Genomic DNA, 25,400 nt, shown 5'->3' with positions numbered 1-25,400 from the left:
ATGACTAAGACCGATTACCAAGCCGCCTCCACATCAGTGGATGATGTTCAGGAGGCTGGTTCCAAACGTCCGAACCGCAGCCGCCGTATCCTGCTGATAACAGCAGCCGTGATTGCTGTCCTGGGTCTGGCCGCTCTGATGTTCGGAGGCGCCATTTTCAACCCGGCGGCCACCTCGGGAACGGAGCAGACCCTGACCGCTACCCAGATCATTCCCTTGGTCATCCTCGTCCTCATGTTCGTTGTCGCTACCAAGTGGCCCCTGAACATTGGTGTGATGGGGCTGGTAGCCTCGTTCGGCGTCGGGTATTTCATGCTGGGAATGTCCGATAAGGAGATCCTGGAGGAGTTCCCGGCCAGCATCGTCCTGACGATCATCGGCGTGACCTACTTCTTCAGCATGGCAAACCGCAATGGAACCATCGACATCATCGTGCAGAACTGCGTGCGCCTCGTCAGGGGTAAGACGATGCTGCTGCCGTGGGTCTTCTTCCTTATTGCTGCCGCACTGACCTCGCTGGGCACTTTCTCGCCTGCCGCCGTCGCACTTCTGGCCCCTGCTGCCATGGGGTTCGCTTACGAGTCGCGCATCCACCCCGTTCTCATGGGTGCCTTCGTCATCAATGGAGCACACGCAGGTGGGTTCTCGCCGCTCTCGGTTGCCGGCGTCCTGGTCCACAACATCGCCCACGATAACGGCTTCCCGATTTCCCAGGGCGGACTCTTCGCGGCGAGCTTCGCCATCAACCTGCTTCTCTCGGCGCTCTCCCTGGCTTTGTTCGCCGTCTTCGGAAAGCTGAAGGACGGCGCTGGGGTCCAGAACGTGGATCTCGAGACTCCCCGCACCACGCGGCCTCACGGCCAGCAGATCCTGACGCTCGTGCTGATCGCTGTAATGCTCGTCTGCACCTTGGGCTTCAGGATGCCGATTGGCTTTGTTGCTCTTTCCGCCGGCCTGCTGCTGGCGCTGGTCAACATTAAGGAACACCGGACCTTCATCGGCGGCGTTTCCTGGTCCACCGTCCTCCTGGTGGCCGGCATGATCACCTACGTCTCCCTGCTGCAGCATGTGGGCGTTATCGACACCCTTGCGGAGATGGCTTTGGCTCTCGGCGCACCGCTGCTGATCGCTTTGGTTCTCTGCTACGTCATCGGTGTCGGTTCAGCGTTTGCCTCGTCCACAGCGCTGCTGACCGCGTTCATCCCACTCGCCGGGCCCCTGCTGGCCTCCAGCACGTTGAGTGCATCAGGAACGGTCGCAGCCCTTGCAATCGCAGCAACCGTGGTGGACGTTTCGCCCTTCTCCACCGACGGCGCACTGATCGTGGCCAACGCCCAGGATTCGGACCGGCAGCGCGTCTACAAGCAGCTGATGATCTACGCCGGTGGAGTGGTCCTCGTGGCGCCCGCCTTGGCTTGGGTCCTCCTGGTTCCGACCGGCATCCTCTAAACCGCAACTTTTCACATGACTGCCGGCAATTCCAGGTCGGCACGCGGAGGGACCCACCCTGCATACCAACGCAACAGGTAACCCGAAAGACGGGCGCAGGACTGGATAATCCCAACGCACCAGAGGCGGGGCCACCTAACAGGGTGGTCCGCCTCTGCCATGTCGGTAAAGCGTACGACGGCGGAGCTGCCGCGTCCCGGTGCGGGAAGGTGCGGCTTTAGTGTTTAGTCCTGAGATTCAGTACACGATTGCATGAATACATCATGCGCTGTACTTTAACGACATGGAAACCCTCACCCACGCTCCGGTGCTGGCCCGGTTCGGCTATGCGATCTCGGACGCCACCAGGGCACGCGTACTCCTGGCCCTGGCTGATGCGCCCGCTTTTCCCTCGGAGCTTGCAGATTCCCTGGACGTTTCCCGCCAGAGCATGTCCAACCACCTGACCTGCCTGCGCGGGTGCGGCTTAGTCGTCGGGGTTCCCGACGGGCGCAGGACCCGCTATGAACTGGCCGACGCCCGCCTGGGTCACGCCATCAAGGACCTGATCGGTGTGGTCTTGGCGGTGGATCCCAACTGCTGCGCTCCTGACGGGACATGCGTGGCATGAGCATCGCCCGGCTGGAAGCATCGGAACGCAGAGCCGTCCTGACACGTCGCATCAGACTTTTCGCTGCCGCCACCATCACCTACAACGTGATCGAGGCGGCAGCGGCACTGTGGGCTGGCGGTGCAGCGGATTCGTCGGCCTTGATCGGCTTTGGACTGGACTCGGTCATCGAGGTGGCCTCCGCGGTGGCATTGTCCTGGCAGTTCTCCGCCAAGGACCCCGAGCGGCGCGAGCACCTAACCCTTCGGATCATCGCGATTTCCTTCTTCGCCCTTGCCGCCTTCGTCGCGCTCGATGCCATCAGGTCCCTCACGGGTGGGGGAGAGGCCCAGCACTCGACGCCAGGCATCGTGATCGCGGCCGTCAGCCTGGCGATCATGCCCGTGTTGTCCTGGGCCCAGCGCCGAGCCGGGCGAGAGCTCGGTTCCAAGACGGCCGTAGCTGACTCCAAGCAGACGTTGCTGTGTACGTATCTCTCTGCTGTGCTGCTCATTGGCCTGGTCCTGAACAGCACGCTGGCTTGGTGGTGGGCCGATGCTGGCGCTGCGCTGGTGATTGCCGCCATTGCCGTGCGCGAAGGTATCGACGCGTGGCGTGGCGACGTTTGTTGCGCCGTGCCTGCTGCAACAGTCAGCGATGAATCCTCCGAAGACTCGGGATGCTGCGCGGAATGCCAGACGGCAACGGATTCAGCCAGATTGCCGTAGGGCCACATCACAGTTCAAGAGAGCTCGACTGCTTCACCACTCACGACTATCCCGCCTGACACAGGAATGTCGACAGTCAGCACGCTCGCGCGGCCGACGTGGCTGCCTTGGCGCACCACCACACGGCTTGGCGGCTCCGCGAGTGAAAGCAAGCGTAGGTATCCGCCGAAGGCAGCGGCTGCCGAGCCGGTGGCCGGATCTTCAGCTATGGTGCCAACCGGGAAGAGGTTTCGGGAGTCGTACTCGTTCGGTCCAATCTCGCAGAGCGTCGTGACAGTGCCAGCCCAGTTCTGGGAATCCATCAGCGTACGCATGGGATCCGGATCGAAAGCAAACGAGTCAAAGGTCCTTCGATCCGCGAAGACGAGGATTGGATGCCAGTTTCCGGCAAAAGCAACCATCGGAGGGTACGCCGGGTGCAGGTCGGCCCGACCCACACCGAGCAGCCCGAGAAGGGTGGCCAGGACACCGTCAGGGAAATCGGCCACCCTCGGCTCAACGCTTGTGAACGATGCTGCCACCGCAGCGCCCTCACCTTCAGTCTCAATCGCGACAGGTCCCACGGCCGTGTCGAAGACAAAGGTCCCTGTACCATCGCGCCCGGACAGCGCGACGGCCAAAGCAATTGTGGCGTGGCCGCAGAACGGCACCTCGGCAATCGGGGAGAAGTACCTGACACGGTTTCGGCGGGAGTCCCCATTAACCCTCGCCTCGGTAACGAAGACCGTTTCCGCGTATCCGATCTCGGCCGCGATGGCCTGCATCTCTGCGTCAGACAGCCGCATTGCGTCCAGGACAACTCCCGCTGGATTTCCCCCGTCGGGAGCATTGGTAAAGGCGGCATAACGCAATACTTCAGAGGTCATCGGTTCCATTTCGGCATCATCGCACAGCACCTGGGCTCCCCACCAACCAGAAGAGCCCGGCGGTTGGTCGGTTTCGACAATGGCTGCTGCGGGAATGCCAGACGCCAACGGATTCAGCCAGGAGGGTCGTCCAGTAACCAGCGCGGGCGTACGCTGACCGCATGGAGTCCGAGGTCAGGACAATCGCTCTGCGCACCGGGATCAACGTGCCCTGTTTTGTGCAGGGCCACCTTGGTGAAGCGAACGACGACGGCGCCGCGCCCTTGGTCTTATTGCATGCGTGGGGTGAATCCTGGCGGAGTTTTGATCGGCTAATTGCCTCGCTGCCGTCCTCTACTCTGGTGGCACCGGACCTGCGCGGTCATGGTGGGGCCGACAAACCTGAAGACGGGTACTCGCTGACAGCGGTTGTGGAAGATGTTCTCTCTGTTTTTGATGCCTTGGGCATAACGAGGGCTCATGTACTGGGTTCATCCAGCGGCGGATACGTGGCGCAACAACTTGCCGCGACGCATCCGGAACTCGTGGCATCCCTGATTTTGGTTGGATCTCCGTTGACCTTGCATGGGAAACCATTCCTTACGAATGAGATAGAGGCGCTCACTGATCCAATTTCGGAGGACTGGGTTCGGGAATCTCTGTCCTGGTACCGGCTGCTGCACACCGTGCCCGCTGCCTACATCGAGGACAGGGTGCAGGACGGTTTGGCGATGCCGGCAGCCATTTGGAGGGCTTCCTTGCGCGGCTACTACGAGGCTGTCCCGCCAACCGAAGCCGGAACCATCTCAGCTCCGACGCTCATCCTGTGGGGCGCCCATGACCACATAGTGCCGCGACACCATGAAGAGACCCTTGCCAGCCGTATCCGTGGAGCTCAGTTGAAGATCTACGAGAAGACGGGTCATCTGGTGTTGTGGGAGTGCCCGGAGCGGGTTGCTGGGGATGTGAGGGCGTTTCTGTCTGGCGGTGCGGGGTAGGGGCCCCTTTCACAGAGACTTGTGGATGCTGACGCTGAGCTTGTCTCAAGCGACCGCGGCGGTTGGTGTGGAGGTTTTGCTGGCCGTGGTGTATCCGGTCTTGCTGCCGGTCACAGTGACCGTGATGGTCTTGCCGGCATCCCCTGCAACCGGTACGTACGTCGCGGCGGTGGCGCCGGTGATGACCAGGCCGTTGGCTTTCCATTGGTAGGTCAGGGTGACCGGTGCTGGTCCCCACACGCCGGGTACCGCGGTGAGGGTTGATCCGACCTTGGCCGTTCCCGTAATGGTCGGCACCGGAGCCGGCGCCAACGCTGGCAGGGTCTGGACCGCGGCGGTAGCTGCGGAGGTTTTACTGGCCGTGGTGTAGCCGATCTTGCTGCCCGTCACGGTGACGGTGAATGTCTTGCCGACATCACCGGTGACCGGGATGTACGTGGCCGCCGTACCGCCCACCACCGAGACACCGTTGGCTTTCCATTGGTAGGTCAGGGTGACCGGTGCTGGTCCCCACACCCCGGGTACCGCGGTGAGGGTTGATCCGACCTTGGCCGTTCCCGTAATGGTCGGCGCCGGAGCCGGCGCCAACGCTGGCAGGGCCAGGACCGCGGCGGTAGCTGCGGAGGTTTTACTGGCCGTCGTGTATCCGACCTTGCTTCCCGTCACCGTAGCGGTCAGAGTCTTGCCCACATCACCGGTCACCGGCACGTACGTGGCCGCCGTGCCGCCAACCACCGAGACACCGTTGGCTTTCCACTGGTACGCAAGAGTCACCGGGGCTGGTCCCCAAACACCAGGTACCGCCGTGAGTGTCGATCCGACTTTCGCCGTTCCCGTGATGGTCGGTACCGGTGCCGGCGCCAACGCTGGCAGGGCAAGGACTGCGGCGGTTGCTGCGGAGGTTTTACTGGCCGTGGCGTAGCCGATCTTGCTGCCGGTCACGGTGACGGTTATGGTCTTGCCCGCATCACCGGTCACCGGCACATATGTGGCCGCCGTGCCGCCAACCACCGAGACACCGTTGGCTTTCCATTGGTAGGCCAGGGTGACAGGGGCTGGTCCCCAAACACCCGGTACCGCGGTGAGGGTTGATCCGACCTTGGCCGTGCCTGTGATAGTCGGCACGGGAGCCGGCGCCAAGGAAGGTAGCGCCAAGACTGCAGCTGTCGCCACGGAGGTCTTACTGGAAGTGGTGTACCCGACCTTGCTCCCCGTGACGGTGACCGTCAGAGTCTTGCCCACATCACCGGTCACCGGCACGTATGTAGCCGCCGTACCGCCAACCACCGAGACACCGTTGGCTTTCCATTGGTAGGTCAGGGTCACCGGGGCTGGTCCCCACACACCCGGTACCGCGGTGAGTGTCGATCCGACTTTCGCTGTTCCCGTGATGGTCGGCACCGGAGCCGGACTTAGCGCTTGGGCTGGGAAGGCGAGGTTGAGCGTCGTCGTGTTGCCGCTGACCATGGCCACGGGCTTTGCCGTAGCTTCGGTTGTCACGTTCCCTGAATACAGGTCTCCCAGTTCCGGCTTCCCGGTACTGACCTTGACCAGATACTGGCCCGTGCTCAGCCCTGGAATCGAGTATTTGCCCATTGAGTCCGTGTAGGAACTGCGCGTGACCAGCGAGCCGTTGGTTGTGTAGGCGTACACACGAACACTGGCCACGGGCTTTCCTGTTCTGTCGAGAACAGATCCGCTGAGGGTGCTGCCGGAGGTCAGAGCCGCATTGACGTTCAGGACTGGCTTTCCAGCTTGGACTGTCAGCGTGGAGGCCTGTCCTACACCCGCGGACTCGGGCTTGTTCTGGTAGAACTGGGCTTCCTCAGTGGAATAACCACTGGAACGGTTGAACGCCACCTTGTAGGAGCCGGCAGCAAGTCCCACGACGCTGAAGTTGCCGGCCTGATCCGAGTAGCCTTGCTTGACGGGTTTGCCGGTTCCGTCCAGGACCGTGACTGGTGAATAGCCTTGCTTGGATCCGGAGACCTTGCCGGCGATTGAACCGCCGAGTTGGGCCGTGAAATTGACTGCTGTCTTTTCCAGTCCCGCGGTCAGTGCCAGTGATGATGCCGTTTCAAACGAGGCTCCGCCAAACCACTGGTCGGTTGCCCCACTATTGGAGCCCTGAAGTTTGACTTTGTAGGAACCTGTGGGCAGACCGATGATCTTATAGCTGCCATCCGCGCTGACCATAGTCGACTCCACCGGCGAGCCGGCGTTGGCTGCCGAGTAGACGTGGACGTAGGCGTTGGCCGGAGTGATTCCGGCAGCTGCCGAGATCTTGCCGCTGATGCTCGCACCCTTAGCGAGGGCGGCGTTGATGCCGGCGAGATCTTGGCTATTGGTTAGGGCAATGGGGGTGGCCGTGGCGAAGGAAGCAGCGGTGGCGTGCCACTGGTCCAAGGCACCGGAGCCATTTCCCGCGAATTTCAGTTTGTAGATGCCTGCAGGAAGCCCGATGATCTTGTAGCTGCCGTCCGAAGCAACCCTGGCGGACTCCACAGTAGAGTTGGCCGAATCGCTCTTGTAAAGCTCCACTCTCGTGTTTTGAACTGCTATACCAGCCGGCGCTGTGATCTTGCCGCTGACAGTGGCGCCCTTGATGTAGGCAGCATTGATGGCGGTGAGGTCCTGTCCTGCGGTGACAGTTACGGACGTGCCGGTGGCGAAGGTAGTCCCGTTCTTGTACCAGAGATCGAGGGCCCCGGTGTCGTATCCACTGAAGTTCAGTTTGTAGCTGCCTGCCGGTAGACCAATGAGTTTGTAGCTGCCATCTGAACCGATGGATGCATATTGCACGTACCAGCTGGGGTCGTCGGCTTTGTAAGCGTAAACGTAGGCATTATCCAGATTGGTCCCGGCTGGTGCAGTGAGTTTGCCACTGATCGTCGCACCCTTGAGGAGGGTGGCGTTGATGCCGGTGAGGTCTTGGCCTGTGGTCAGGGTGACGGCGGTGCCCGTAGCGAAGGAAGTAGCGTTGGCGTGCCACTGGTCGAGGGCGCCGGAACCGGAACCGGAGAAATTCACTTTGTAACTACCGGCAGGAAGCCCGATGAGCTTGTAGCTGCCGTCGGAACCGACGTAGGTGCTCGTGATGGAGGAGTAGGAGTTGTCGGGTTTGTAGACGGAGACGCTCACTCCACTCAGGCTGACGCCGGCCGGTGCCGTGACTTTGCCGCTGACAGTCGCACCTTTGACGAGGGTGGCAGTGACTCCTATCAGGTCCTGGCTGGTAGTCAGGGTGATGGGTGTGGCGGTGGCGAAGGACGAGGCGTTGCTGTGCCATAAGTCCAGCGCTCCGGAGTTGGAGCCGGAGAATTTCAGTTTGTAGCTGCCAGCGGGAAGCCCGATGATCTTGAAGCTGCCATTGGAACTGAGGATGGAGTTCGCGATCGGGTAGGACTCGCTGTCGGACTTGTAGGCGTAGGCCCTGATGGTGGAAAGGCTGACACCCGCCGGGCCGGTGACTTTCCCGCTGATCGTTGCACCCTTGACCAAGGTGGCGTTGATGCCGGTGAGGTCCTGCCCGGTGGTCACGGCGACGGCGGTAGCAGTTTCAAAGGACACGGCGTTGCTGTGCCATTGATCCAGCGCCCCTGTCTCGTTTCCGGTGAATTTCACTTTGTAACTGCCCGCTGTGAGTCCGCTAAACCTGTAGCTGCCATCGGGACCAATGTCCGCCGAGTCCACGCTGTAGTCCTTGGAGTCTGTCCTGTACAGCTCGGCCTGGGTGTTGGTTAGATTGACGCCTAAAGGGGCGGTGACTTTACCGCTGATAGTGGCGCCCTTGACCAAGGTGGCGTTGATGCCTCCCAGGTCTTGGCCGGTAGTCAGGGTGACCACAGCGGCGGTGTCGAAGGAGGCGGCATTGCTGTGCCATTGCTCCAGGGCACCAGTGTTGTTTCCATCGAAGTTCACTTTGTAGCTGCCTGCAGGGAGGCCACTCACCTTGTAAGTTCCGTCGGAACCGACGTACGAGTACGACACGTAGGATCCAGGGTCATCGGACTTGTACACGTAGACGCTCGCGTTCGCGAGGTCGACGCCGGCGGGTGCGGTGACTTTTCCGCCAATAGTCGCGCTCTTCACGAGTGTGGCGTTGATGCCGGCCAGGTCCTGACCGGTGGTTACCGTTATTAGGTTGGCCGTTTCGAACGACGCAGCGTTGCTGTACCACTGGCCCAAAGTCCTTGCGTCGTTACCGCCGAAGTTCAGCTTGTAGCTGCCAGCCGTAAGCCCTGCGAATTTGTAGCTGCCGTCCGATCCAATGTAGGTGTAATCCACATACGAGTACCTGTTGTCGGAACTGTAAATGGAAACTTGCAGGTATCCGAGGCTGACTCCGGCCGGTGGCGTGACCTTGCCACTAATCGTTGCGCCCTTGGCCAATGTGGCGTTGATGCCTGTGAGGTCTTGACCGCCGGTGAGAGTGACTGCCGTCGCGGTTTCAAAGGAGGCCGCGCCGCTGTGCCACTGCTCGAGGGCGCCGGTGCCATCGCCGTCGAACTTCACTTTGTAGCTACCGGCCGGAAGCCCGGTGATCTTGTAGCTGCCATCGGAAGCAGGGCGTGCGGAGCCCATTGTGGGGTAGGAAGAGTCGGATTTGTAAATCAGCACGCTGGTGTCCCGGACGTCTATGCCGGCGGGGGCGGTGACCTTGCCGCTGACGGTTGCGCCCTTAACGAGGGTGGCATTAATGCCGGTGAGGTCCTGTCCGGTGGTGAGAGCGATGACAGTGGCCGTGTCGAATGAGTTCGCCCTTAGGTGCCACTGATCCAGTGTTCCCGTGCCATATCCGGAGAATTGCAGTTTGTAACTGCCAGCAGGTAGTCCAGTGAATTTGTAAGTGCCGTCCGGGTTGGCGTCGGCATAATCCACAGGAGAGTACGAGTCGTTTGTCTTGTACAGCGTTGCCTGCGTCTTCGTGAGGTCGACTCCCACTGGTGCGCTGATCTTGCCGCTGATGGTGGCGCCCTTGACCAGAGTGGCGTTGACCCCGGTGAGGTCCTGGCCTGTGGTGAGAGTAATTGCGGTGGCCGTCTCGAAGGATGCCGCATTGCTGTGCCACTGGTCCAGGGCACCAGTGTTGTATCCACTGAACTTCAGCTTGTAGCTTCCTGCAGGGAGCCCAATGATTTTGTAGCTGCCATCAGAACTTACAGAAACCGACTTAACGGGGGAGCTGGAGAAGCTGGCTCTGTAGGCGTACGCGTGCGTGTTGTAGCCCAGAGTCACTCCAGCGGGCGCGGTGATTTTGCCGCTGATGGTGGCGCCCTTGACGAGGGTGGCGTTGATGCCGGTGACGTCCTGCCCTGTGGTGAGGGTAATTGCCGTGGCAGCATCGAAGGATGCCGTGTTGCTGTGCCACTGCTCCAGGGCACCGTTGTTATATCCAGTGAAGTTCAGCTTGTAGGTCCCCGCCGTGAGACCAATTATTTTGTAGTTGCCATCCGAATCAACCCAAGCGGAGCTCAAGTTCGAGTCGGCGTCGTCTGCTTTGTAAAGATCCACATAGGTACTGTTCAGGGCAACGCCGGCGGGTGCTGTGATTTTGCCGCTGATTGTGGCGCCCTTGACGAGGGTTGCGTTGATGCCGATAACGTCCTGGCCTGTAGTGGCGGTGATGACGGTGGCAGTGTCGAAGGACGCAGTGTTGTTGTACCACTGCTCCAAAGCCCCCGTATTGTTTCCACCGAACTTCACTTTGTAAGTGCCGGCCGGAAGCCCAATGATCTTGTAGCTTCCATCGGAGGCAGGATAGGCGGAGGCGACGTAGGAGTTTGGGTCGTTGGTTTTGTAGACGTAGACCCGCGTGCTTTGGAGGCTGACGCCGGCGGGTGCCGTGATCTTGCCGCTGATGGTGGCGCCCTTGACCAGGGTGGCATTGATGCCAGTGAGATCCTGGCCGGAGGTTATGACGACGGCGGTGGCGGCACCGAAGGACTCAGCGTTGCTGTGCCACTGATCCAGCGCCCCTGTGTCACCACCGGCAAACTTCAGCTTGTAGCTGCCGGCCTGCAGCCCAATGAACTTATAGGTGCCGTCCGAATTGACGTATGCGGAGCCTACGAAGGAATTCTCCGAGCTTGCCTTGTAGAGCTCAACACTTGCGCCATTGATGTCGATGCCGGCAGGTGGGGAGACTTTGCCGCTGATTGTGGCGCCCTTTACGAGGGTCGCGTTGATTCCAGTGAGGTCCTGCCCGGCGGTGAGGGACACCGCCGTAGCTGTTTCGAAGGACACGGCGTTGCTATGCCATTGATCCAGGGCACCTGTGTTGTACCCCGTGAACTTTAGTTTGTAGCTGCCAGTAGGAAGGCCGATGATCTTGTAGCTGCCATCGGAACCAACGTAGGCGGTCGCCGCGTACTGGTCGCCTCCGCTGGTTGGGTAGGCCTCCACCTTTGTGCCACTGAGGGTGACGCCGGCTGGCGCGGTGACTTTGCCGCTGACGGAGGCGCCCTTGACGAGCGTCGCATTGACCCCAAGGAGGTTCTGACCGCTGGTGAGGGTGACGGCAGTAGCCTCGTCGAACGTGGAAGCGTTGGAGTACCACGTGTCCAGGGCGCCTGTGCCGTTTGCCGAGAATTTCAGTTTGTAGCTGTCTGGTTGGAGTCCCGGCATGTTGTAGCTGCCATCGGAAGCCACCGAAACAGAATCGACGTAGAAGTCAGGCGAATTGGTTTCATACACCTCCACTCTCACGTTGCTGAGAATGACTCCCGTGGGAGCGGTGACCTTACCGCTAATGCTGGCAAGTGAAGTTTCGGCAGCGCTTGCTTGGAGGGCGCCTAAGAAAAACATCCCGGCTGCCGCAGCAAGTAAGACGGAAATCCAGACACGCAGATTTGTGGCAAAGTGCAGCATAGGCCCCCCAATATGCACAAGCGGCTCCCAGAGGTGAACGAAGTCTCTGAGCCCTGAAGCTTGTAAATTTAGGCTTAGTGTAGCGACGAAATCCACGATCTCGTCAACAAGTCAAATAATGACAAGGGCCATGCATGATCTTTGGCAGGGTTCCGGAGCTCCTCCATTCTTGAGTTTGAAACCCACAGGAATCGGTGTTGCCAATCACCGTTCGACTTTCGATGTTGGCGAATTGGTTGGCACATTCTTGAACATCTGTGCAGTTCGCTTTGTGGAAAAGGAAATGTTGGGGGAAGACTGTGAGCAAAAAATCGAGCCGCCCGCGCATCTCCCTGGCAACCTCGCGGTTTCCCGGGCTGTGTATCCTTCTGACGGCCACTTCCATTCTGGCGTTTCAGCCTGGTGGGCTCTTCAGATTCGTCTGGATCAAAATCACGATAATGATTCTCGCCGTCCTTTTTGGCTTTCTTTCACCAGCGGGCGCCCGGGTCCCACGCTTGCTGGGGGTCTTCGTTTTCTCCCTTGCGCTGTGGATCTTGCTCGCAATGTCGCTATCTGGAAGCCCCTGGCCCAGTTTCTTCGGGCGGTGGCCACGGTATGAGGGCCTTCTAACACTCGGGTTGTACGTGGCCATTTTCGTAGTCGGCGCCAAGCTGCTGGGCGGGAGTGGGTCTCTTCCTCAATGGAAGGTCCTGCGCCTTTCGCTGGCGGCCGTGTCCCTTCCCCTGCTTGCGGTCTCCGTCATGGAATCCATTGGCCTGCGCCCTTTAGGCGGCGGTTTGGATGACCGGCCGGGTGCAACCCTAGGCAACGCAACGGATCAGGGACTCATCGGATTCATCATCGCGGGGGTTCTATCTTCACAGTCTTCCTCTGAAGAGGGTTGGCAATTGTGGCTGCGGCGCGCAGGGCTGGCGGCCAGCGCCTTTGTTGCCATCCTCTCCGGATCGCGAGCAGCTCTTTTCGGGTTGGCGATGGTTTCGTTGTATGTCGCCATCCTGTGGATGCGAAGCCGAAAATGGTCCACATTTAGGACTGTATTGGGGGCAGGAGCGGTTACTGCCGGGTTTTCCCTTGCTGTTTTCATCGTCCCGGCCACGAGGGAACGGCTGCTCTCAGCCGGAACCGTGGACGGGCGATTGCTCCTGTGGAATAGAAGCCTGGCCTTGATATCCGACCATCCGCTATCCGGGGTTGGTCCCAGTGGCTTCGTCGACGCTTTGCCTGGGTACCTGAATGATGACTGGGCCCGAAGTGTTGGCGATACCTTCCCGACCGACTCTCCGCACAATTGGATGCTGCAAGCATTGGCCGCGGGCGGCTTTCCCTTGCTTCTACTCGCTCTGACCTGCGTGGGGACCGCTGTGTGGTTGGTCCGAAAGCGTCTAATGGAGGCCCAGGACCCCGATCTCAAGCGGTACTTGGTGATAACGGGCGTTGCCATATTGGCGTACTGGATTGCTCTTCTGACGCATTTCACTTCCATCGGCACCACGGCGGTGGTGGCATTGCTGTGCGGTGGTCTGGTGGGGCGGGATAGCATTCCGGCTGCCTCCACTTTGGTCAAACCACCAGTCAACACGTGGACAACGAGGTTCGGCCCCCTGCTTCCGCGCGCCGGAGGGCTTGCCTTTGCATTCGCCTGCCTGGCAGTGGCGGTCCCGGCCACTCTGGCGGAGTGGTCAATGAGCTCTGGCGCCCAAGCGGCCCGGGCAGGGGATGCTGAGGGTGCGGACAAGGCCTTTCAGCTGGGCCACAGCCTGAGGCCGTGGGACAGCGATACGGCATTGCTCGCGGCCCAGGCCTTTGCCGGGCCTGCGACAACGGGGGACCAGCTCTCAGCCCAGCACGCAGTTGAATGGGCGCGCCTGGCGCGCGAGTCCACTCCGCATTCTCAAGAGGCCGGTCTTGCACTTGCCATCGGATACATCTACAGCGGTGAACTGGATGACGCAAAGGAAGTGCTGGACGAGTTGCTGGCGGAGGCGCCCTCATCGACCAGTCTCTTTGTCCAACGTGGAGTGGCGAATTTCGGACTTGGACGTACTTCCGAGAGCATTGATGACCTTCAAAAGGCAGCGACACTCGATCCGACACTGGACACACCTTGGCGCATTCTCTCGGCGATTTACCAGCGAACGGGCGACGCCGGAGCTGCTGAGGCTGCGATGGACCGCGCTGAGACACTAAGCCCCTGATGGATTGGATTCTGGTTTGTGGTGTGGTCGGTCACCGCCGCTGACCGACCACACTGCCCGCCAATGGGGGTGTATTGGCACGGACTGCTCGCACTGCCAGGGTCAGATTGAACTACTTACTGACGGTGCGCTGGTGACGTTGTCATTGTTACAAGTCTCCGGTCGAAACCCACAAGGAACCGAAGCCTTTCGGCGGCACGTCACATGTTGGAAGTGTGCGCACACGCCGATCCATGACGCGGAATGATGGAGCCATTTTCAATTCTTGGTCAGCCGGCAAGCTCCGCGAGGCAATGATCATTTGAAGCTTCGCTGTAGTGGAAGGGTTGTCGACCCCACCTATGCTTGTCCGCAGCCAAGGGGCTCCGCAAGGGTAGTTGATGTGGATTAGATCTGGGTCTTGGTGTGACCGGCACCGCTGCCGACGGACCGACCACACTGCCCGCCCATGGTGTCTAGTGGCAGGCAGGGCACGCATTGCCAAGTCAAAGAGTGGACAACGTTACTGACTGCTCCACCGTGAGGTTGTCATTTATCGCAAGTCTGCTGTCAAAAACGGTCGATAAACCTGACACTGGGCGACTTCGTGACTGCGAGTCGACCAGATAGACGATAGGTTAATCCTGTGTAACTACTATGAAGTAGCCCTGCTATGGGCAAGCCCTGAATGATATCGTCGTCCCTGGATAGACAGCTGGGATTTCGGAACGCTATTCCATGGGGGATCTGCATCCGCAACATCACATGAATATCGTAATTCGTCTCAGGGGGGACAATTTGAAGAAGTCTATTGCAGCGCTTGCGCTTGCAGGAGTAATCGCACTGGCTGGCACCGCTCCGGCCGTGGCATCCACCTACCCAGCGCCGGGCAACGAGCAGGGCACCGTTTCCGACGGCACCATAGCTGCCGGCGAATCCATCACTTTCGCCGGCAGTGGCTACTTCGCCGGCGAAACCATCAATGTTACGTTCCAGCGGACCGGCGGCAAGAAGGATTCGTCCGGCGAGCGGCCTGCTCCGTCGAGCTTCAGCGTTATTGCTGACGGCACCGGCGCTTTCTCCACCTCCATTACCTTTACGGATGGTGGCAACTACAAGATCGCTGCCGTCGGTGCCACGTCCGGCAACACGCGTTGGGCGGCCATAACTGTGAATTCCGGCAATGGTGGAGGCAACAACAACGGCGGCGGCAACCATGGTGGCGGCAAGGGCACTTCCGGACTCACTGGTGCTTCCAGCGTTACGGAGGCTGGCACCGCGGTCGATTCCAGCCTCATCATGTGGTCGCTTGTTGGTGCGGGCGCCCTGGCTGCCAGCGCAGGATCGGCAGCGCTGATTCGTCGCGCCAAGGCAAAGGCCTAGGCTTCAGCAAGTAACAGGTCTTTACAGGGCAGGTGTTTTCTGGGTAACCGGAAAACACCTGCCCTTAGCTTGATCACGAAGTTGAAGCGTCTCCTGAATCAAAAAGCTAGACACTCTGAAAATCATTAACTAATATACGTATATCAAATTTCGTAATTCCCGTGAGGGTTTATAGAGTTTGCTCATGACTACATGGGGGAATATTGTGCGCAAAGCTGTAATTCCGGCTGCTGGACTGGGTACGCGATTCTTGCCCGCCACCAAAGCAATGCCGAAGGAGATGCTGCCGGTTGTGGATGCGCCGGCCATCCAGTACGTGGTCGAGGAAGCTGTAGATGCCGGACTCACCGACATCCTCATGATCACGGGCCAAAGCAAACGGGCGCTGGAAGACCATTTCGACAGGACTCCGGCACTTGAACGGTCCTTGGAGCTTAAGGGCGACCAGGCGCGCTTGGACGCCGTCCAACACGCATCGGCGCTTGGGCCTATCCACTACGTTCGCCAAGGTGAACCAAAGGGCCTGGGTCATGCTGTGCTTTGCGCCCGCCAGCACGTCGGCGATGAACCGTTTGCGGTTCTGTTGGGAGATGATCTTATCGATGAACGCGACGAACTCCTGACCACAATGATGGAAGTCCAGCACAAGACCGGTGGCTCAGTCGTCGCTCTGATCGAGGTAGAGCCATCACAGATCAGCGCCTACGGCTGTGCGGACATCTCGTCCATTGAGGGTGAAGGGTACGTCCGGGTGAATAAGCTGGTTGAGAAGCCCACGGTGGAAGATGCACCGTCCAACTTGGCGATTATTGGACGCTATGTCCTGCACCCGGCTGTCTTCGACGTCTTGGAGAACACTGGGCCCGGCCGTGGCGGAGAGATTCAGCTGACCGACGCCCTGCAAACTCTCGCCGCAGGGGAGGGCGAGGGCTCAGGTGTCTACGGCGTAGTCTTCCGCGGTCGACGCTACGATACAGGCGACAAGCTCAGCTACCTGAAAGCTGTGATCACTTTGGCCTCCGAGCGCCCTGAATTCGGTGAGGATTTGAAGACTTGGATGAAGGGCTTCATCGGTTAGGAATTGCCTGAGACTAGGCGAATCTTCTGCGGCTCCTCCGGGCAACCAACACCACTGCTGCCGTGCCAATGACAGTCCCAAGTGTGTTCATGACAACGTCAACCACGCTTGAAAAACGGGCTGTAATGAATAGTAATTGCCCGAGCTCCATGCATGTGGAGACTATGATTCCAAGCCCAGCGATGACCCACCAGGCTCGTGTTGGGAAGGCCATAGCGGCAAAGATTCCGAGGGGAATGAACATAACTACGTTTGCCGAGGATTCCACCACGTGGTAGTCGAACCAAGACGGTACGCCGTGCCGATGCAGAAAATTCAGCAAAGTCGCGAGCGTACCTTGGATAGGTTGGTCCACTGGAGAAGGCCAAAAACCAACAACAGCCAAGCCCCCCAAATATGCAACCAAAGCTATCCGCCAGGGGAGTGTGTTTTTCAATTGCACCTCAGGAAGTACGGATAAGTGCCCAAGCGCTGACGCTAGCGGCGGCAACTGTCAGCAGTGCCAAGAGAACGTATTGGGGAAATCCTTGGGGCAGTGTCGGTACCCGGTACGCCGGCAAACGTAGCTCGCAATGCCACCGTCGCCTACGCCAATGTCGCCCCATGATCATATGAATACCACAGAAGGTCTTGGATCAGGAACGTGAAGATAGAAAAGGGTGGCTGTCGACGAAACAATCTCCGTCGACAAGCCACCCTGGTTTTGAAGCGTGGTGCCTTAGGCAGCAGCCTCAGTGTTCTTGGCGCGGCGGCGGGCGACCACCACGGATGCGGTACCGGCTGCCAACGCACCTGCGCCCACGAGAGACCAAAGGATCAGACTGGAGTCAGCGCCAGTGTTTGCCAGCGGAACACCGCCAGTGTTCGCCAGACCCGTTCCCGTGCCGGAGTTGCCGCCGGTGTTGGAAAGGGCGGTGCCCCCGACCACCACGGTGACAGGACCAACCGTGTGGCCCGACGTGTTGCCGGTAGCAGTCAAGGCGTATGCACCCGGAGTGTCAATAACGATCGGCGTTGCAAAAGCACCGTTTGCGTCAGCTACAGCGCCCAAAGTTGAAGGTGCCAGCGGAATGCGACCTGAGACGGACAGGCTACCGGCAGATACGCTGCCGCCGCTAGCTGCCGGCGTGCCGGTCGGCGTGACGGTGATAGTAATACCTTCACCCGGAGTAAAACCAGTGCCACTAAAAGTAAATGCTTCTCCCGGTGCCACCGATGCGTCGGAAACTGCAACGCTGGAGTTCGGTGCTGGGTAGTTAGTTGCGACGGCTGGAACTGCGCCGACAAGTGCGATGGAACCTGCGAGCGTAAGCGCTGCAAGAGATTTCTTCATGTGTGTCCCCCTGAGACCCGATTTAGTACCACGTGTGTGTTGGAGATTTCCGAGGTCCTGAGCGACCCTAAGGCGAAATCTCATGTGTTGCCCAAGTAGAACTTACCATTTTAGTGGTACTCGCAGCAAAGAAAATCCAAACGCGTTACAAAGGATTAACGAACTCGTCTTGTCCTATTCACACGACGCCGAAGCTCCGACCTTGATGACATCCTTGACTGGTTGCGTTGTAGGCGTGACAACTATTTGGGGCTCTGCATGCTGGACGATGTGGCCGAAATTGAAGTCGACGCTGCTACTTTGACCCGGAGCCAGCTGAATTGTGGCGGTTCCCACCGCCCTCTGACCGTGGCGCTGGGCAGCGAAGGGGATTTTTTCACCATCCTTGACTACAATGTCAATATTGGATTGAACGGGGCCGTACGCGACCAAGTTCGTCTTGACGGCACCCACCGGAACACCGTAGACGCCATCGCCCGTCACATAAGTTGGCAGGGATGTTGCGGCATTGGAAGGGGCAGTGTTGGTGCTAGTGACGCGGACAACCACTTCGCGGTATCCATCCCTTGTGCAATCTTTGGCTATTTGAACGGTCCGCTTCACCCAATAGTCCATTTTAGCGCCGGTGCCGTCATTGAAGTAAACCCCGAACTGAGCCGGTGACACGGCATATCCGGACACGGTGCCTCCAAGTCCATACTTGGCGATAGTGGCTTGCTCATCAGTTGAGGCAGACCACAAAAGGATTCGGCGGTCTTTAGTACCTCTGGCGAAGGCATCCATAAGCTTTTTGGGATCGGACTTTCCAGAGGAGACGGCGGAAAAAATCTCCTTGGCCGCCCCGGCAAAGTAGACATCCTGGAGTTCAGGTCTGTCGATCTTGCCATAAGCATCTGACAGCAACGTTTTAACAACGTTGTTAGCATCGAGTTGGGCCGGCAGGTTCCGTCCGATCTGCCGAACTACGGGATCGGAGATCTTAACTGGGCCCGTTGCCTCCAAGATATAGCTCAGAGCAACGGGATCCAATGATAGGACGCCATCTAGCCGCTCGCCTGTGCTCTTTTCCCACATTGCTTGTGCCGTCTTGGCAGTGGTGGGGTAGTCAGGGGTTAGGTTGACGTCCTGCATGAATTTTCCGACTCGAGCAGAGTAAATTGCCTGCTGCTCAGCATCAATAGATATGGGCGGTACGAAGGTGCCAAGCGCGGTTGCGCTGGTTTGAGACCCTAGTGTCAGATTGCCTTTGTCCACGGTGAGAACCGCCAGCGCACCTGGAATTCCACCCGTTGCACGGGACTCGGCATTGTTTTGCATGAGCAGCAGGTAGCGACGAGAGCGGTCGGCCCCCAGCATGTCCGGTGCTAGGCTCGCGGCGTCGGCTGCTGAATTCAAGTCCTGCTCGAGGGCGGTCAACTTATTCCGGGCCTCCTGAAGAGGTTTTGAAACCTGCGGAAGGAGCTCTCCTGTCGGAATATTGTTGAGACGCTGTGCAGATTCTCGAACCGCATGGGCGGCAGCTTCAACCTGGGGCGCCGCCGCTTGTAACGAGGAGAGGTCCATACCGTTGGAACCCGGAGTCAGCGTCTTCCAGTCAAGCGACTGAAACGCCTTCACCAGTGGCACGGCCCCCAGTCGTGCGACGTCGTCTGCTGATGTTGCCACTTCACTCGCCGCCTGCATGTTGGCGCCCAGCCAGGGTAAGGCCGCGGACGCTTTCCAAAGGGGGTCACTTGCTGCATCGCGGGCTGCGCCAGTGTGCCGGACCAACGCTTCGACCGTTAGCGATGCACCAGCCGCATCATTAGCGCCTATTTGAGACTTGAGCGTCGGAAGCAGCGCCGTTGCGGCCTCCAACTCGGACTGAGCCGTTGTAGCCCTAAACCCTAACCAAGCGCTAGCTCCCAAGAGGAGCAAGGCAAATACAGTTGTCCAGATTGCGGCCAGTGCTAGTCGCTTTCGGTTTCTCCGTCGGGCACGAGTAGATTTCGGTGACATCGCCGCTACAACTCTCTTTTCAATGTTCAAGTTAGTTCCGTCGATCAGTAGGCGCCCGTGTTATGAAACACGGCCCTCACAGTTCGCAGGATGATAACCAGATCGCCGGCCAGTGACCAGTTTTCTACATAGTAGAGGTCAAGCCGGACAGAATCCTGCCAGGATAGGTTGGAGCGGCCGCTTACTTGCCACAGGCCGGTCAGTCCGGGCTTGACAAGTAGCCGTCGCCGGACATCTTGCTCGTAGGCTTCGACCTCGCGGGGTAGGGGTGGTCGAGGCCCGACAAGACTCATTGCACCGGAAAATATATTGAACAGCTGAGGCAGTTCGTCGAGGCTGTATTTGCGAAGAATACGTCCTACACGCGTGATGCGTGGGTCATCCTTGATTTTAAACAAGAGTCCGTTGCCCTCGTTTCGATGCTCGAGCTCGACCAAGCGCGCCTCGGCGTCCAGAACCATTGAGCGGAATTTCAACATCTGGAAATGCTCTCCCTCAATGCCCACACGATCCTGCTTGAACAGCACTGGTCCGCGGCTATCCAGTTTTACCAAAACCGCCAGCAACAGCATCAAGGGAAAAGCCAGGATAATGAGAAAACCCGACACCGCGATATCGAAAAGACGTTTCGCTACCCTCTGGCCGCCTTCGAGCGTAGGAGTCGTCACGTGGATGAGAGGAAGGCCGGCCACCTGCTGTGTATGTATCCTGGGGCCGGCAATATCCGTCAGGGCAGGAGCCATGATAAGTCCCACGTTTCGAGCAGCTAATTCCCAGCCTAAATGCCGAATGGTTTGGGGATGAAGCTGAACGCCCGCCGAAACAGCCACGGCGTCCGCTTGGCAGCTGTCGATTGCCGCCAATACCGACTCCATATCGGTCTTGTGGCCGAGAATTGGGAGCCCGGAATCGGGTTCAAGGCGCGGCGCCCCTCCGTCACCAGGAGTGTAGGCGGCGACCGGCAGGTAGCCTGAATGCTTGGCACTGTGAAGCGAAGATGCAAGATGCGCGACCGCGCTTGGGCCACCCAGTAGCAGTAGCCGGGACATACTGTTGCCCTTTTGTCTGGCGACGCTGAGGTGCTGGCGGAGCAACCACCGTGCTAGTAGTAACCCTGCCAATCCGACGGGCAAAGCAATTCCCACATAGCCTCGGGCAGTCTCGATCCTGAAGACGTAAGAGAAGATTGCGACCAGTCCAAAGAGCCAGAGCGAGGCAGCGGCTACTCTCTTATATTCGTCAGGTCCGGCGCCCAAGATACGACTTTGTCGGCTGTTCCAGGCACCGAGCATGAACCACCAGACGACAGCCAGAGCCGCGGACACCCACACGTAGTTGGGCTCCTCACCTGAAATCACAAAATCTGGCTCAACGCCAAATCGAATAATGTATGCGCCAACGACGGCCCACCCAATGACGAAAGCATCCGCGACTCGGAGTCTGCGGGACGCCCGTACCTGCCAATCCTTGTCACGACTCAAGGAGCCCCCCATTTGCTTTACGAACGGCGAAATCTTTTGAAGATTAGCTACGAATTTGTGAATAGTTCGATCGGTACCAATCAACCGTTGAACGGATACCGTCTTCCAGACCGATGGATGCCGTCCAGCCAGCCGCTGTTAGATTTGAAACGTCGAGAAGTTTTTGGGGCGTTCCATCTGGTTTCGATGTATCCCATTCAATGCTGCCCTCATATCCGACGGCTTCAGCCACGATCTCAGCCAACTCTTTAATCGTCACGTCCACCCCTGTACCGACATTCACATGCTCGGAACCGTCGTAATTCTCCATCAGATGAAGGCACGCTGAGGCTAGGTCATCGACGTGCAGGAACTCCCGACGGGGCGAACCGGAACCCCAGTTGGTTACCACTGCTGCTCCGGAGGCAGCTGCCTCATCGAAACGGCGGATAAGCGCAGGAAGCACATGCGAACCAGTCGTGGAGAAATTGTCACCGGGGCCATACAGGTTTGTCGGCATTGCAGATATCCAAGGCAACCCGTACTGGCGCCGTACTGCCTGTACATGCATGATGCCGGCGATTTTTGCGATTGCGTATGAGTCGTTCGTCGGTTCCAGATGGCCGGTGAGAAGTGAATCTTCTCGGATGGGTTGTTCAGCATACTTGGGGTAGATACAGGACGAACCAAGAAACAGTACACGCTCAACACCGTTTTCTCGAGCGGCATCCAATACATTTAGCTGTATCTGTAAGTTTTCACTCAGGAAGTCGACGGGATACGTGTTGTTAGCTAATATCCCGCCTACCTTCGCTGCTGCCAAAACGACATAGTTGGGTTTTGTTTCAGCGAAAAAGGAAAAGACAGCTTCCCGGCTCTTCAAGTCCAGCTCTGACGAGGTCCGACCGATCAAGCTTGCGAACCCTGCGGACTTCAGCTTCCGCCAAATAGCGGAGCCCACTAAGCCCTTGTGGCCCGCCACGTAGAAGGTCGCATCGCGATCCAATGGACCAGCCTGAAATGCAGTGGATACGGTCATTAGTTTTTCCAGCTCTCAAGGTCGACACTGTCGATCCAGTGGTTGCCAGCATGCTTCAGAGCTTCGATATCGGCATCGACCATGATTCGAGCCAACTCGGGCGTCTCAACGGTGGCCTTCCACCCGAGTTTCTCATGGGCTTTCGAAGCGTCTCCGACCAACGCGTCTACCTCTGTCGGCCGCAGATAGCGTTCGTCAAAACGCACGTGCTGTTCCCAATCCAGGCCAGCGTGTTCAAAAGCAATCTGTAGGAAGTCACGCACTGTGTAGTTACCTCCGGTTGCGAGCACAAAATCGTCCGGCTCATCCACTTGCAGCATGCGCCACATGCCTTCGACATATTCGGCTGCGTAGCCCCAATCGCGGACAGCGTCGAGGTTGCCCATGTAGAGGAAATCCTGACGTCCGGCCTTAATGGCAGCAACCGCCCGTGTGATTTTGCGGGTAACGAACGTTTCGCCGCGACGTGGTGATTCGTGGTTGAAGAGAATGCCGTTGACAGCGAACATTCCATACGCCTCGCGGTAGTTCTTTGTAACCCAGTAGCTGTAGACCTTAGCTGCGCCATAGGGCGATCGTGGGTAGAACGGAGTTTCCTCGTTTTGGGGAGGAGGAGTGGCTCCGAACATTTCAGATGAAGAAGCCTGGTAGAACTTGGTCTCTATTCCGGACATTCGAACTGCTTCGAGGAGCCTAATGGACCCAATTCCCGTTGTATCACCTGTGTGTTCCGGTTCATCGAATGAAACTCTTACATGGGACTGTGCCGCAAGGTTGTAGACCTCGTGTGGCTTGATCTCAGCGAGCAATGTTACGAGGCGAGCGCCGTCACTCAAGTCACCATAGTGCAAAAATAGTTTCGCACCGGCGTCATGAGGGTCTACATAAAGGTGGTCAATCCGTGCCGTGTTGAAAGTTGAAGCCCGCCTGATCAGGCCATGCACTTCGTAGCCCTTCTGAAGAAGTAGCTCAGCCAGGTAAGAACCATCCTGACCTGTAATACCCGTAATTAGTGCACGTTTTACCATGGATGCCCCCACTAGAGAATTTTCGATTACGACATTTGGCGGGCCTACCGGCTCCGGGCCGAAACTATCGTCGACAGGAACTCATCATAGTCGGCGATGGCAATATTTTCAGATAATGTGACAGCTCGGAACCTCAGCCCGTTTGCTGCAAGCTCTTGCGCCTGAATAGGTTTCAAAGCGAGCTGTTCGATCTCATCTACCAGAAGCGTGGGGTTTGCCGCATCAACGCGCACGCCCCCGCCGGACGAAGCAATTTCCGCTGCCGTCACGCTTCCGTCATCGGTTGCCGCGATCACAGGGACGCCGGCGTTGAAGTACGACGTCAATTTACTGGGAACCGCCATGTCTTTGACACCGGGAAGCTCGTTGACCAGAAGGAAATCTGCGGCGGACAAGGCTATCTGGAAGTCGCCGTCAGGAAGTGGGTCCACAAAGTCGATCCGGCGCAGGCCAGCCGCCATCTCCTCAAGCCGTGGGCGCTGGTTTCCGTCGCCCATTAAGACGAACCGGACTTGGCTGTCTCGGGCTTCCGCTATGCGTGCGGCGTCGATTACGTTCTCCAGGCCCTGCTTTTTTCCCATGTTGCCTGCATGCAGAACGACAATGTCGTCGGGCGCCCAGTTCAGCCTGGCTCTCATTTCTGCCTGGCCAGTCTTTGGGGCAGCGGGCAAGTGCGTCCAGTTTCTGATAACTCGTATGCGGTCCGGAGCTACCGCAAGGGACTCCACCATGTACTGTCGGAACCGGTCGTGGATGGCCGTGACGCCGTCGGCACCCTTAAGTATTGCCGATTCGAACTTGCCCATGAGGGTAGCGACAAGGCCACCTCCCGACCGAGTCTCAACGATGCCCCTGCTATATATATCCTGAACCCAGAGGCCTACGGCAGGGCGGCTTGGCCGAAGTTTCGCCCGGGCAATCGCCATCCCACTCGAAAAAAGGGCGGGGCTTACAACAAGCACTGCATCTGGTTTTCCCCATCGCGCGAACATGAGGCGGAGACCAAAACTAAGCTCCATATGCATCCTGTTAACCAGGGAAGGCTTACGGGGAACGTAGTGTCGAAGCCGTTTGACAGTCACGCCATTTATGACCTCTATGCGCTTCCATCCCGTGTATTCTGGATCGCGTTGCCAGTTGGGATAGTGTGGATAACCGGTTATCACCTGAACGCTGTGCCCGGCGGCGACCAGTCCTTCTGCGAGGCTAGTTGTATACGGGGCATTGCCCGTTGGTTCGGGGGCGTAATTTAGACCAAGTATGGTGATGCGCAGTGATGAGTGAGTCACGGGCCAATACTAGCTGCTTGACTGCACAGAGATGGAACTTAAGTTAGTCTGCACCGAACAACAGCTCAACAGATTCAACCGAGCGCCAAGAACGCCCTAACATGGCAACCATGAACCCGTTGATCTCTCTGCAGGACGAAGCACGTAATACGCTTGGAAGTTTGTTGCCGCCAGGTTCGCGTGTCGCTCTCCTGGACTTCCCCAGACATCAGAATGCCGGTGATTCGTTCATTTGGCTCGGTGCCATGGCCTACCTCCAGCAACTGGGTGTAAGGGTCGAGTACATGGCGGATGTGTTCTGCTTTGATCCGTCAGATCTTCGGCGCAGGCTTCCGGAGGGACCCATCCTCATAACAGGAGGGGGCAACTTTGGCGATCGATGGCATGAGCATCAGGCATTCAGGGAACTAGTGGTTACTGAATTCCCTGACCGTCAGATCATCCAATTGCCCCAGAGCCTAGACTTTGAAACCACTGAAGGGCTGGAGCGAGCACAGCAAATTCTCAACAAACATAGCGATCTTACGCTGATGTTCCGGCAGTCCAAAGACTTGCACAGGGCCGCGGACTGGTTTCCGACGTCTAGGCACGTCTACTGTCCTGATCTAGCTCTTGGGCTGGGTTTCCTTGACCGATCGCAGGCACCCGACTGCGATGTCTTGTTGCTTTTGCGCAATGATGCGGAGTCAATAACCGATCGCTCGCAGAATGTATTCTCCGATATACAACACGAAGTTACTGACTGGACTCTAAATACTGTGGATCAATGTCTCTGGGCGGTCTATCGTATGCCAGAGAACATCGCTAGGGTTGTGACGCCCCTGCGCAATAGGCTCCAAGGTTCGATCCAATGGTCTTACGGGCGCGCGGCGCACCTGAACCTTCGAGGCGCCAGGAGGACTCTCTCACGTGGTCGGATACTCGTTACTGATCGACTGCATGGCATGTTTTTGGGAGCCCTGATGGGGATTCCCACGATCGCCATGGATAACGCAAATGGGAAGATCTCGGCAATCTTTAGCGATTACATCCAGTCGTTTCCAGATGTATATATGGTTGACACACTGTCTGAAGCGGCAGCAAAGGCAAAAGAACTTCTAGCTGCTGAATTGCGAGAAGCACATTCGTGACTGGGG

17 protein-coding genes are annotated in these 25,400 nt (G+C 58.4%); 8 read left to right on the top strand and 9 right to left on the bottom strand.

Going from position 1 to position 25,400, the window contains the following annotated elements:
- The 3 genes from AC1DD7_RS09750 (at nt 1) to AC1DD7_RS09740 (ending at nt 2,766) form a co-directional block, all read left to right on the top strand.
- Nucleotides 1–1,449 carry an SLC13 family permease gene (locus AC1DD7_RS09750; protein WP_477514790.1) on the top strand — a complete coding sequence of 483 codons (1,449 nt, stop codon included), beginning with the start codon at nt 1–3 and terminating at the stop codon, nt 1,447–1,449.
- 283 nt (nt 1,450–1,732) lie between these two features.
- Entirely contained in the window at nt 1,733–2,059 is a 327-nt protein-coding gene (locus AC1DD7_RS09745) for an ArsR/SmtB family transcription factor (protein ID WP_477514789.1), read from the top strand.
- Nucleotides 2,056–2,766: a cation efflux transmembrane domain-containing protein gene (locus tag AC1DD7_RS09740; RefSeq protein ID WP_477514788.1), complete on the top strand. Its 711-nt coding sequence runs from the start codon at nt 2,056–2,058 to the stop codon at nt 2,764–2,766. Before AC1DD7_RS09745 ends, AC1DD7_RS09740 begins: the two co-directional genes overlap by 4 nt.
- Before the next feature lie 14 nt (nt 2,767–2,780).
- Here AC1DD7_RS09740 and AC1DD7_RS09735 read toward each other — a convergent pair whose 3' ends face one another.
- Entirely contained in the window at nt 2,781–3,632 is an 852-nt protein-coding gene (locus AC1DD7_RS09735) for a PhzF family phenazine biosynthesis protein (RefSeq protein ID WP_477514787.1), read from the bottom strand.
- A 161-nt stretch (nt 3,633–3,793) separates the two neighbouring features.
- Between AC1DD7_RS09735 and AC1DD7_RS09730 the strand changes: the two genes are divergently transcribed.
- Entirely contained in the window at nt 3,794–4,609 is an 816-nt protein-coding gene (locus tag AC1DD7_RS09730; RefSeq protein WP_477514786.1) for an alpha/beta fold hydrolase, read from the top strand.
- A 45-nt stretch (nt 4,610–4,654) separates the two neighbouring features.
- On the opposite strand, the gene AC1DD7_RS09725 is transcribed toward AC1DD7_RS09730, so the two are convergent.
- Complete coding sequence (locus tag AC1DD7_RS09725; RefSeq protein WP_477514785.1) at nt 4,655–11,416, bottom strand: carboxypeptidase regulatory-like domain-containing protein; 6,762 nt, start codon at nt 11,414–11,416, stop codon at nt 4,655–4,657.
- 689 nt (nt 11,417–12,105) lie between these two features.
- Here AC1DD7_RS09725 and AC1DD7_RS09720 point away from each other — a divergent pair.
- From AC1DD7_RS09720 to galU, 3 genes are all read left to right on the top strand, one after another.
- Nucleotides 12,106–13,677, top strand: a complete 1,572-nt coding sequence (locus tag AC1DD7_RS09720) for an O-antigen ligase family protein (protein ID WP_477514784.1) — start codon at nt 12,106–12,108, stop codon at nt 13,675–13,677.
- A gap of 777 nt (nt 13,678–14,454) precedes the next feature.
- Entirely contained in the window at nt 14,455–15,039 is a 585-nt protein-coding gene (locus AC1DD7_RS09715; RefSeq protein WP_477514783.1) for a hypothetical protein, read from the top strand.
- Nucleotides 15,040–15,223: 184 nt separating this feature from the next.
- Nucleotides 15,224–16,117 carry a UTP--glucose-1-phosphate uridylyltransferase GalU gene (galU, locus tag AC1DD7_RS09710; protein ID WP_477514782.1) on the top strand — a complete coding sequence of 298 codons (894 nt, stop codon included), beginning with the start codon at nt 15,224–15,226 and terminating at the stop codon, nt 16,115–16,117.
- 13 nt (nt 16,118–16,130) lie between these two features.
- On the opposite strand, the gene AC1DD7_RS09705 is transcribed toward galU, so the two are convergent.
- The 7 genes from AC1DD7_RS09705 to AC1DD7_RS09675 form a co-directional block, all read right to left on the bottom strand.
- Nucleotides 16,131–16,559, bottom strand: coding sequence for a VanZ family protein (locus AC1DD7_RS09705; RefSeq protein WP_477514781.1), 429 nt, complete (start codon nt 16,557–16,559; stop codon nt 16,131–16,133).
- A 276-nt stretch (nt 16,560–16,835) separates the two neighbouring features.
- Nucleotides 16,836–17,450 carry an LPXTG cell wall anchor domain-containing protein gene (locus AC1DD7_RS09700; protein WP_477514780.1) on the bottom strand — a complete coding sequence of 205 codons (615 nt, stop codon included), beginning with the start codon at nt 17,448–17,450 and terminating at the stop codon, nt 16,836–16,838.
- Between the two features lie 174 nt (nt 17,451–17,624).
- Nucleotides 17,625–19,133: a DUF4012 domain-containing protein gene (locus tag AC1DD7_RS09695; RefSeq protein WP_477514779.1), complete on the bottom strand. Its 1,509-nt coding sequence runs from the start codon at nt 19,131–19,133 to the stop codon at nt 17,625–17,627.
- Nucleotides 19,134–19,492: 359 nt separating this feature from the next.
- On the bottom strand, nt 19,493–20,941 hold the full coding sequence (locus AC1DD7_RS09690; RefSeq protein WP_477514888.1) for a sugar transferase: 1,449 nt from the start codon (nt 20,939–20,941) through the stop codon (nt 19,493–19,495).
- Nucleotides 20,942–20,972: 31 nt separating this feature from the next.
- Nucleotides 20,973–21,947: a GDP-L-fucose synthase family protein gene (locus AC1DD7_RS09685; RefSeq protein WP_477514778.1), complete on the bottom strand. Its 975-nt coding sequence runs from the start codon at nt 21,945–21,947 to the stop codon at nt 20,973–20,975.
- Entirely contained in the window at nt 21,947–22,975 is a 1,029-nt protein-coding gene (gene gmd, locus AC1DD7_RS09680) for a GDP-mannose 4,6-dehydratase (RefSeq protein WP_477514777.1), read from the bottom strand. Before gmd ends, AC1DD7_RS09685 begins: the two co-directional genes overlap by 1 nt.
- 44 nt (nt 22,976–23,019) lie before the next feature.
- Nucleotides 23,020–24,264 carry a glycosyltransferase family 4 protein gene (locus AC1DD7_RS09675; protein WP_477514776.1) on the bottom strand — a complete coding sequence of 415 codons (1,245 nt, stop codon included), beginning with the start codon at nt 24,262–24,264 and terminating at the stop codon, nt 23,020–23,022.
- 110 nt (nt 24,265–24,374) lie between these two features.
- Here AC1DD7_RS09675 and AC1DD7_RS09670 point away from each other — a divergent pair, with 110 nt between their 5' ends.
- Complete coding sequence (locus tag AC1DD7_RS09670) at nt 24,375–25,394, top strand: polysaccharide pyruvyl transferase family protein (RefSeq protein WP_477514775.1); 1,020 nt, start codon at nt 24,375–24,377, stop codon at nt 25,392–25,394.
- The last annotated feature ends 6 nt before the right edge of the window (nt 25,395–25,400 follow it).

The sequence above is a fragment of the Paenarthrobacter sp. 10L412 genome (genome assembly GCF_056395565.1).
Note: the sequence above shows the minus strand (reverse complement) of the source record. Positions and strands in the feature narration are given on the sequence as shown.

Coding starts and splice junctions, on each gene's coding strand:
- AC1DD7_RS09685 (WP_477514778.1), bottom strand. CDS start 21,947: ATGACCGTATCCACTGCATTTCAGGCTGGTCCATTGGATCGCGATGCG.
- AC1DD7_RS09700 (WP_477514780.1), bottom strand. CDS start 17,450: ATGAAGAAATCTCTTGCAGCGCTTACGCTCGCAGGTTCCATCGCACTT.
- AC1DD7_RS09695 (WP_477514779.1), bottom strand. CDS start 19,133: ATGCAGGCGGCGAGTGAAGTGGCAACATCAGCAGACGACGTCGCACGA.
- AC1DD7_RS09745 (WP_477514789.1), top strand. CDS start 1,733: ATGGAAACCCTCACCCACGCTCCGGTGCTGGCCCGGTTCGGCTATGCG.
- AC1DD7_RS09740 (WP_477514788.1), top strand. CDS start 2,056: ATGAGCATCGCCCGGCTGGAAGCATCGGAACGCAGAGCCGTCCTGACA.
- galU (WP_477514782.1), top strand. CDS start 15,224: ATGACTACATGGGGGAATATTGTGCGCAAAGCTGTAATTCCGGCTGCT.
- AC1DD7_RS09730 (WP_477514786.1), top strand. CDS start 3,794: ATGGAGTCCGAGGTCAGGACAATCGCTCTGCGCACCGGGATCAACGTG.
- gmd (WP_477514777.1), bottom strand. CDS start 22,975: ATGGTAAAACGTGCACTAATTACGGGTATTACAGGTCAGGATGGTTCT.
- AC1DD7_RS09735 (WP_477514787.1), bottom strand. CDS start 3,632: ATGACCTCTGAAGTATTGCGTTATGCCGCCTTTACCAATGCTCCCGAC.
- AC1DD7_RS09690 (WP_477514888.1), bottom strand. CDS start 20,941: ATGGGGGGCTCCTTGAGTCGTGACAAGGATTGGCAGGTACGGGCGTCC.
- AC1DD7_RS09670 (WP_477514775.1), top strand. CDS start 24,375: ATGAACCCGTTGATCTCTCTGCAGGACGAAGCACGTAATACGCTTGGA.
- AC1DD7_RS09750 (WP_477514790.1), top strand. CDS start 1: ATGACTAAGACCGATTACCAAGCCGCCTCCACATCAGTGGATGATGTT.
- AC1DD7_RS09725 (WP_477514785.1), bottom strand. CDS start 11,416: ATGTTTTTCTTAGGCGCCCTCCAAGCAAGCGCTGCCGAAACTTCACTT.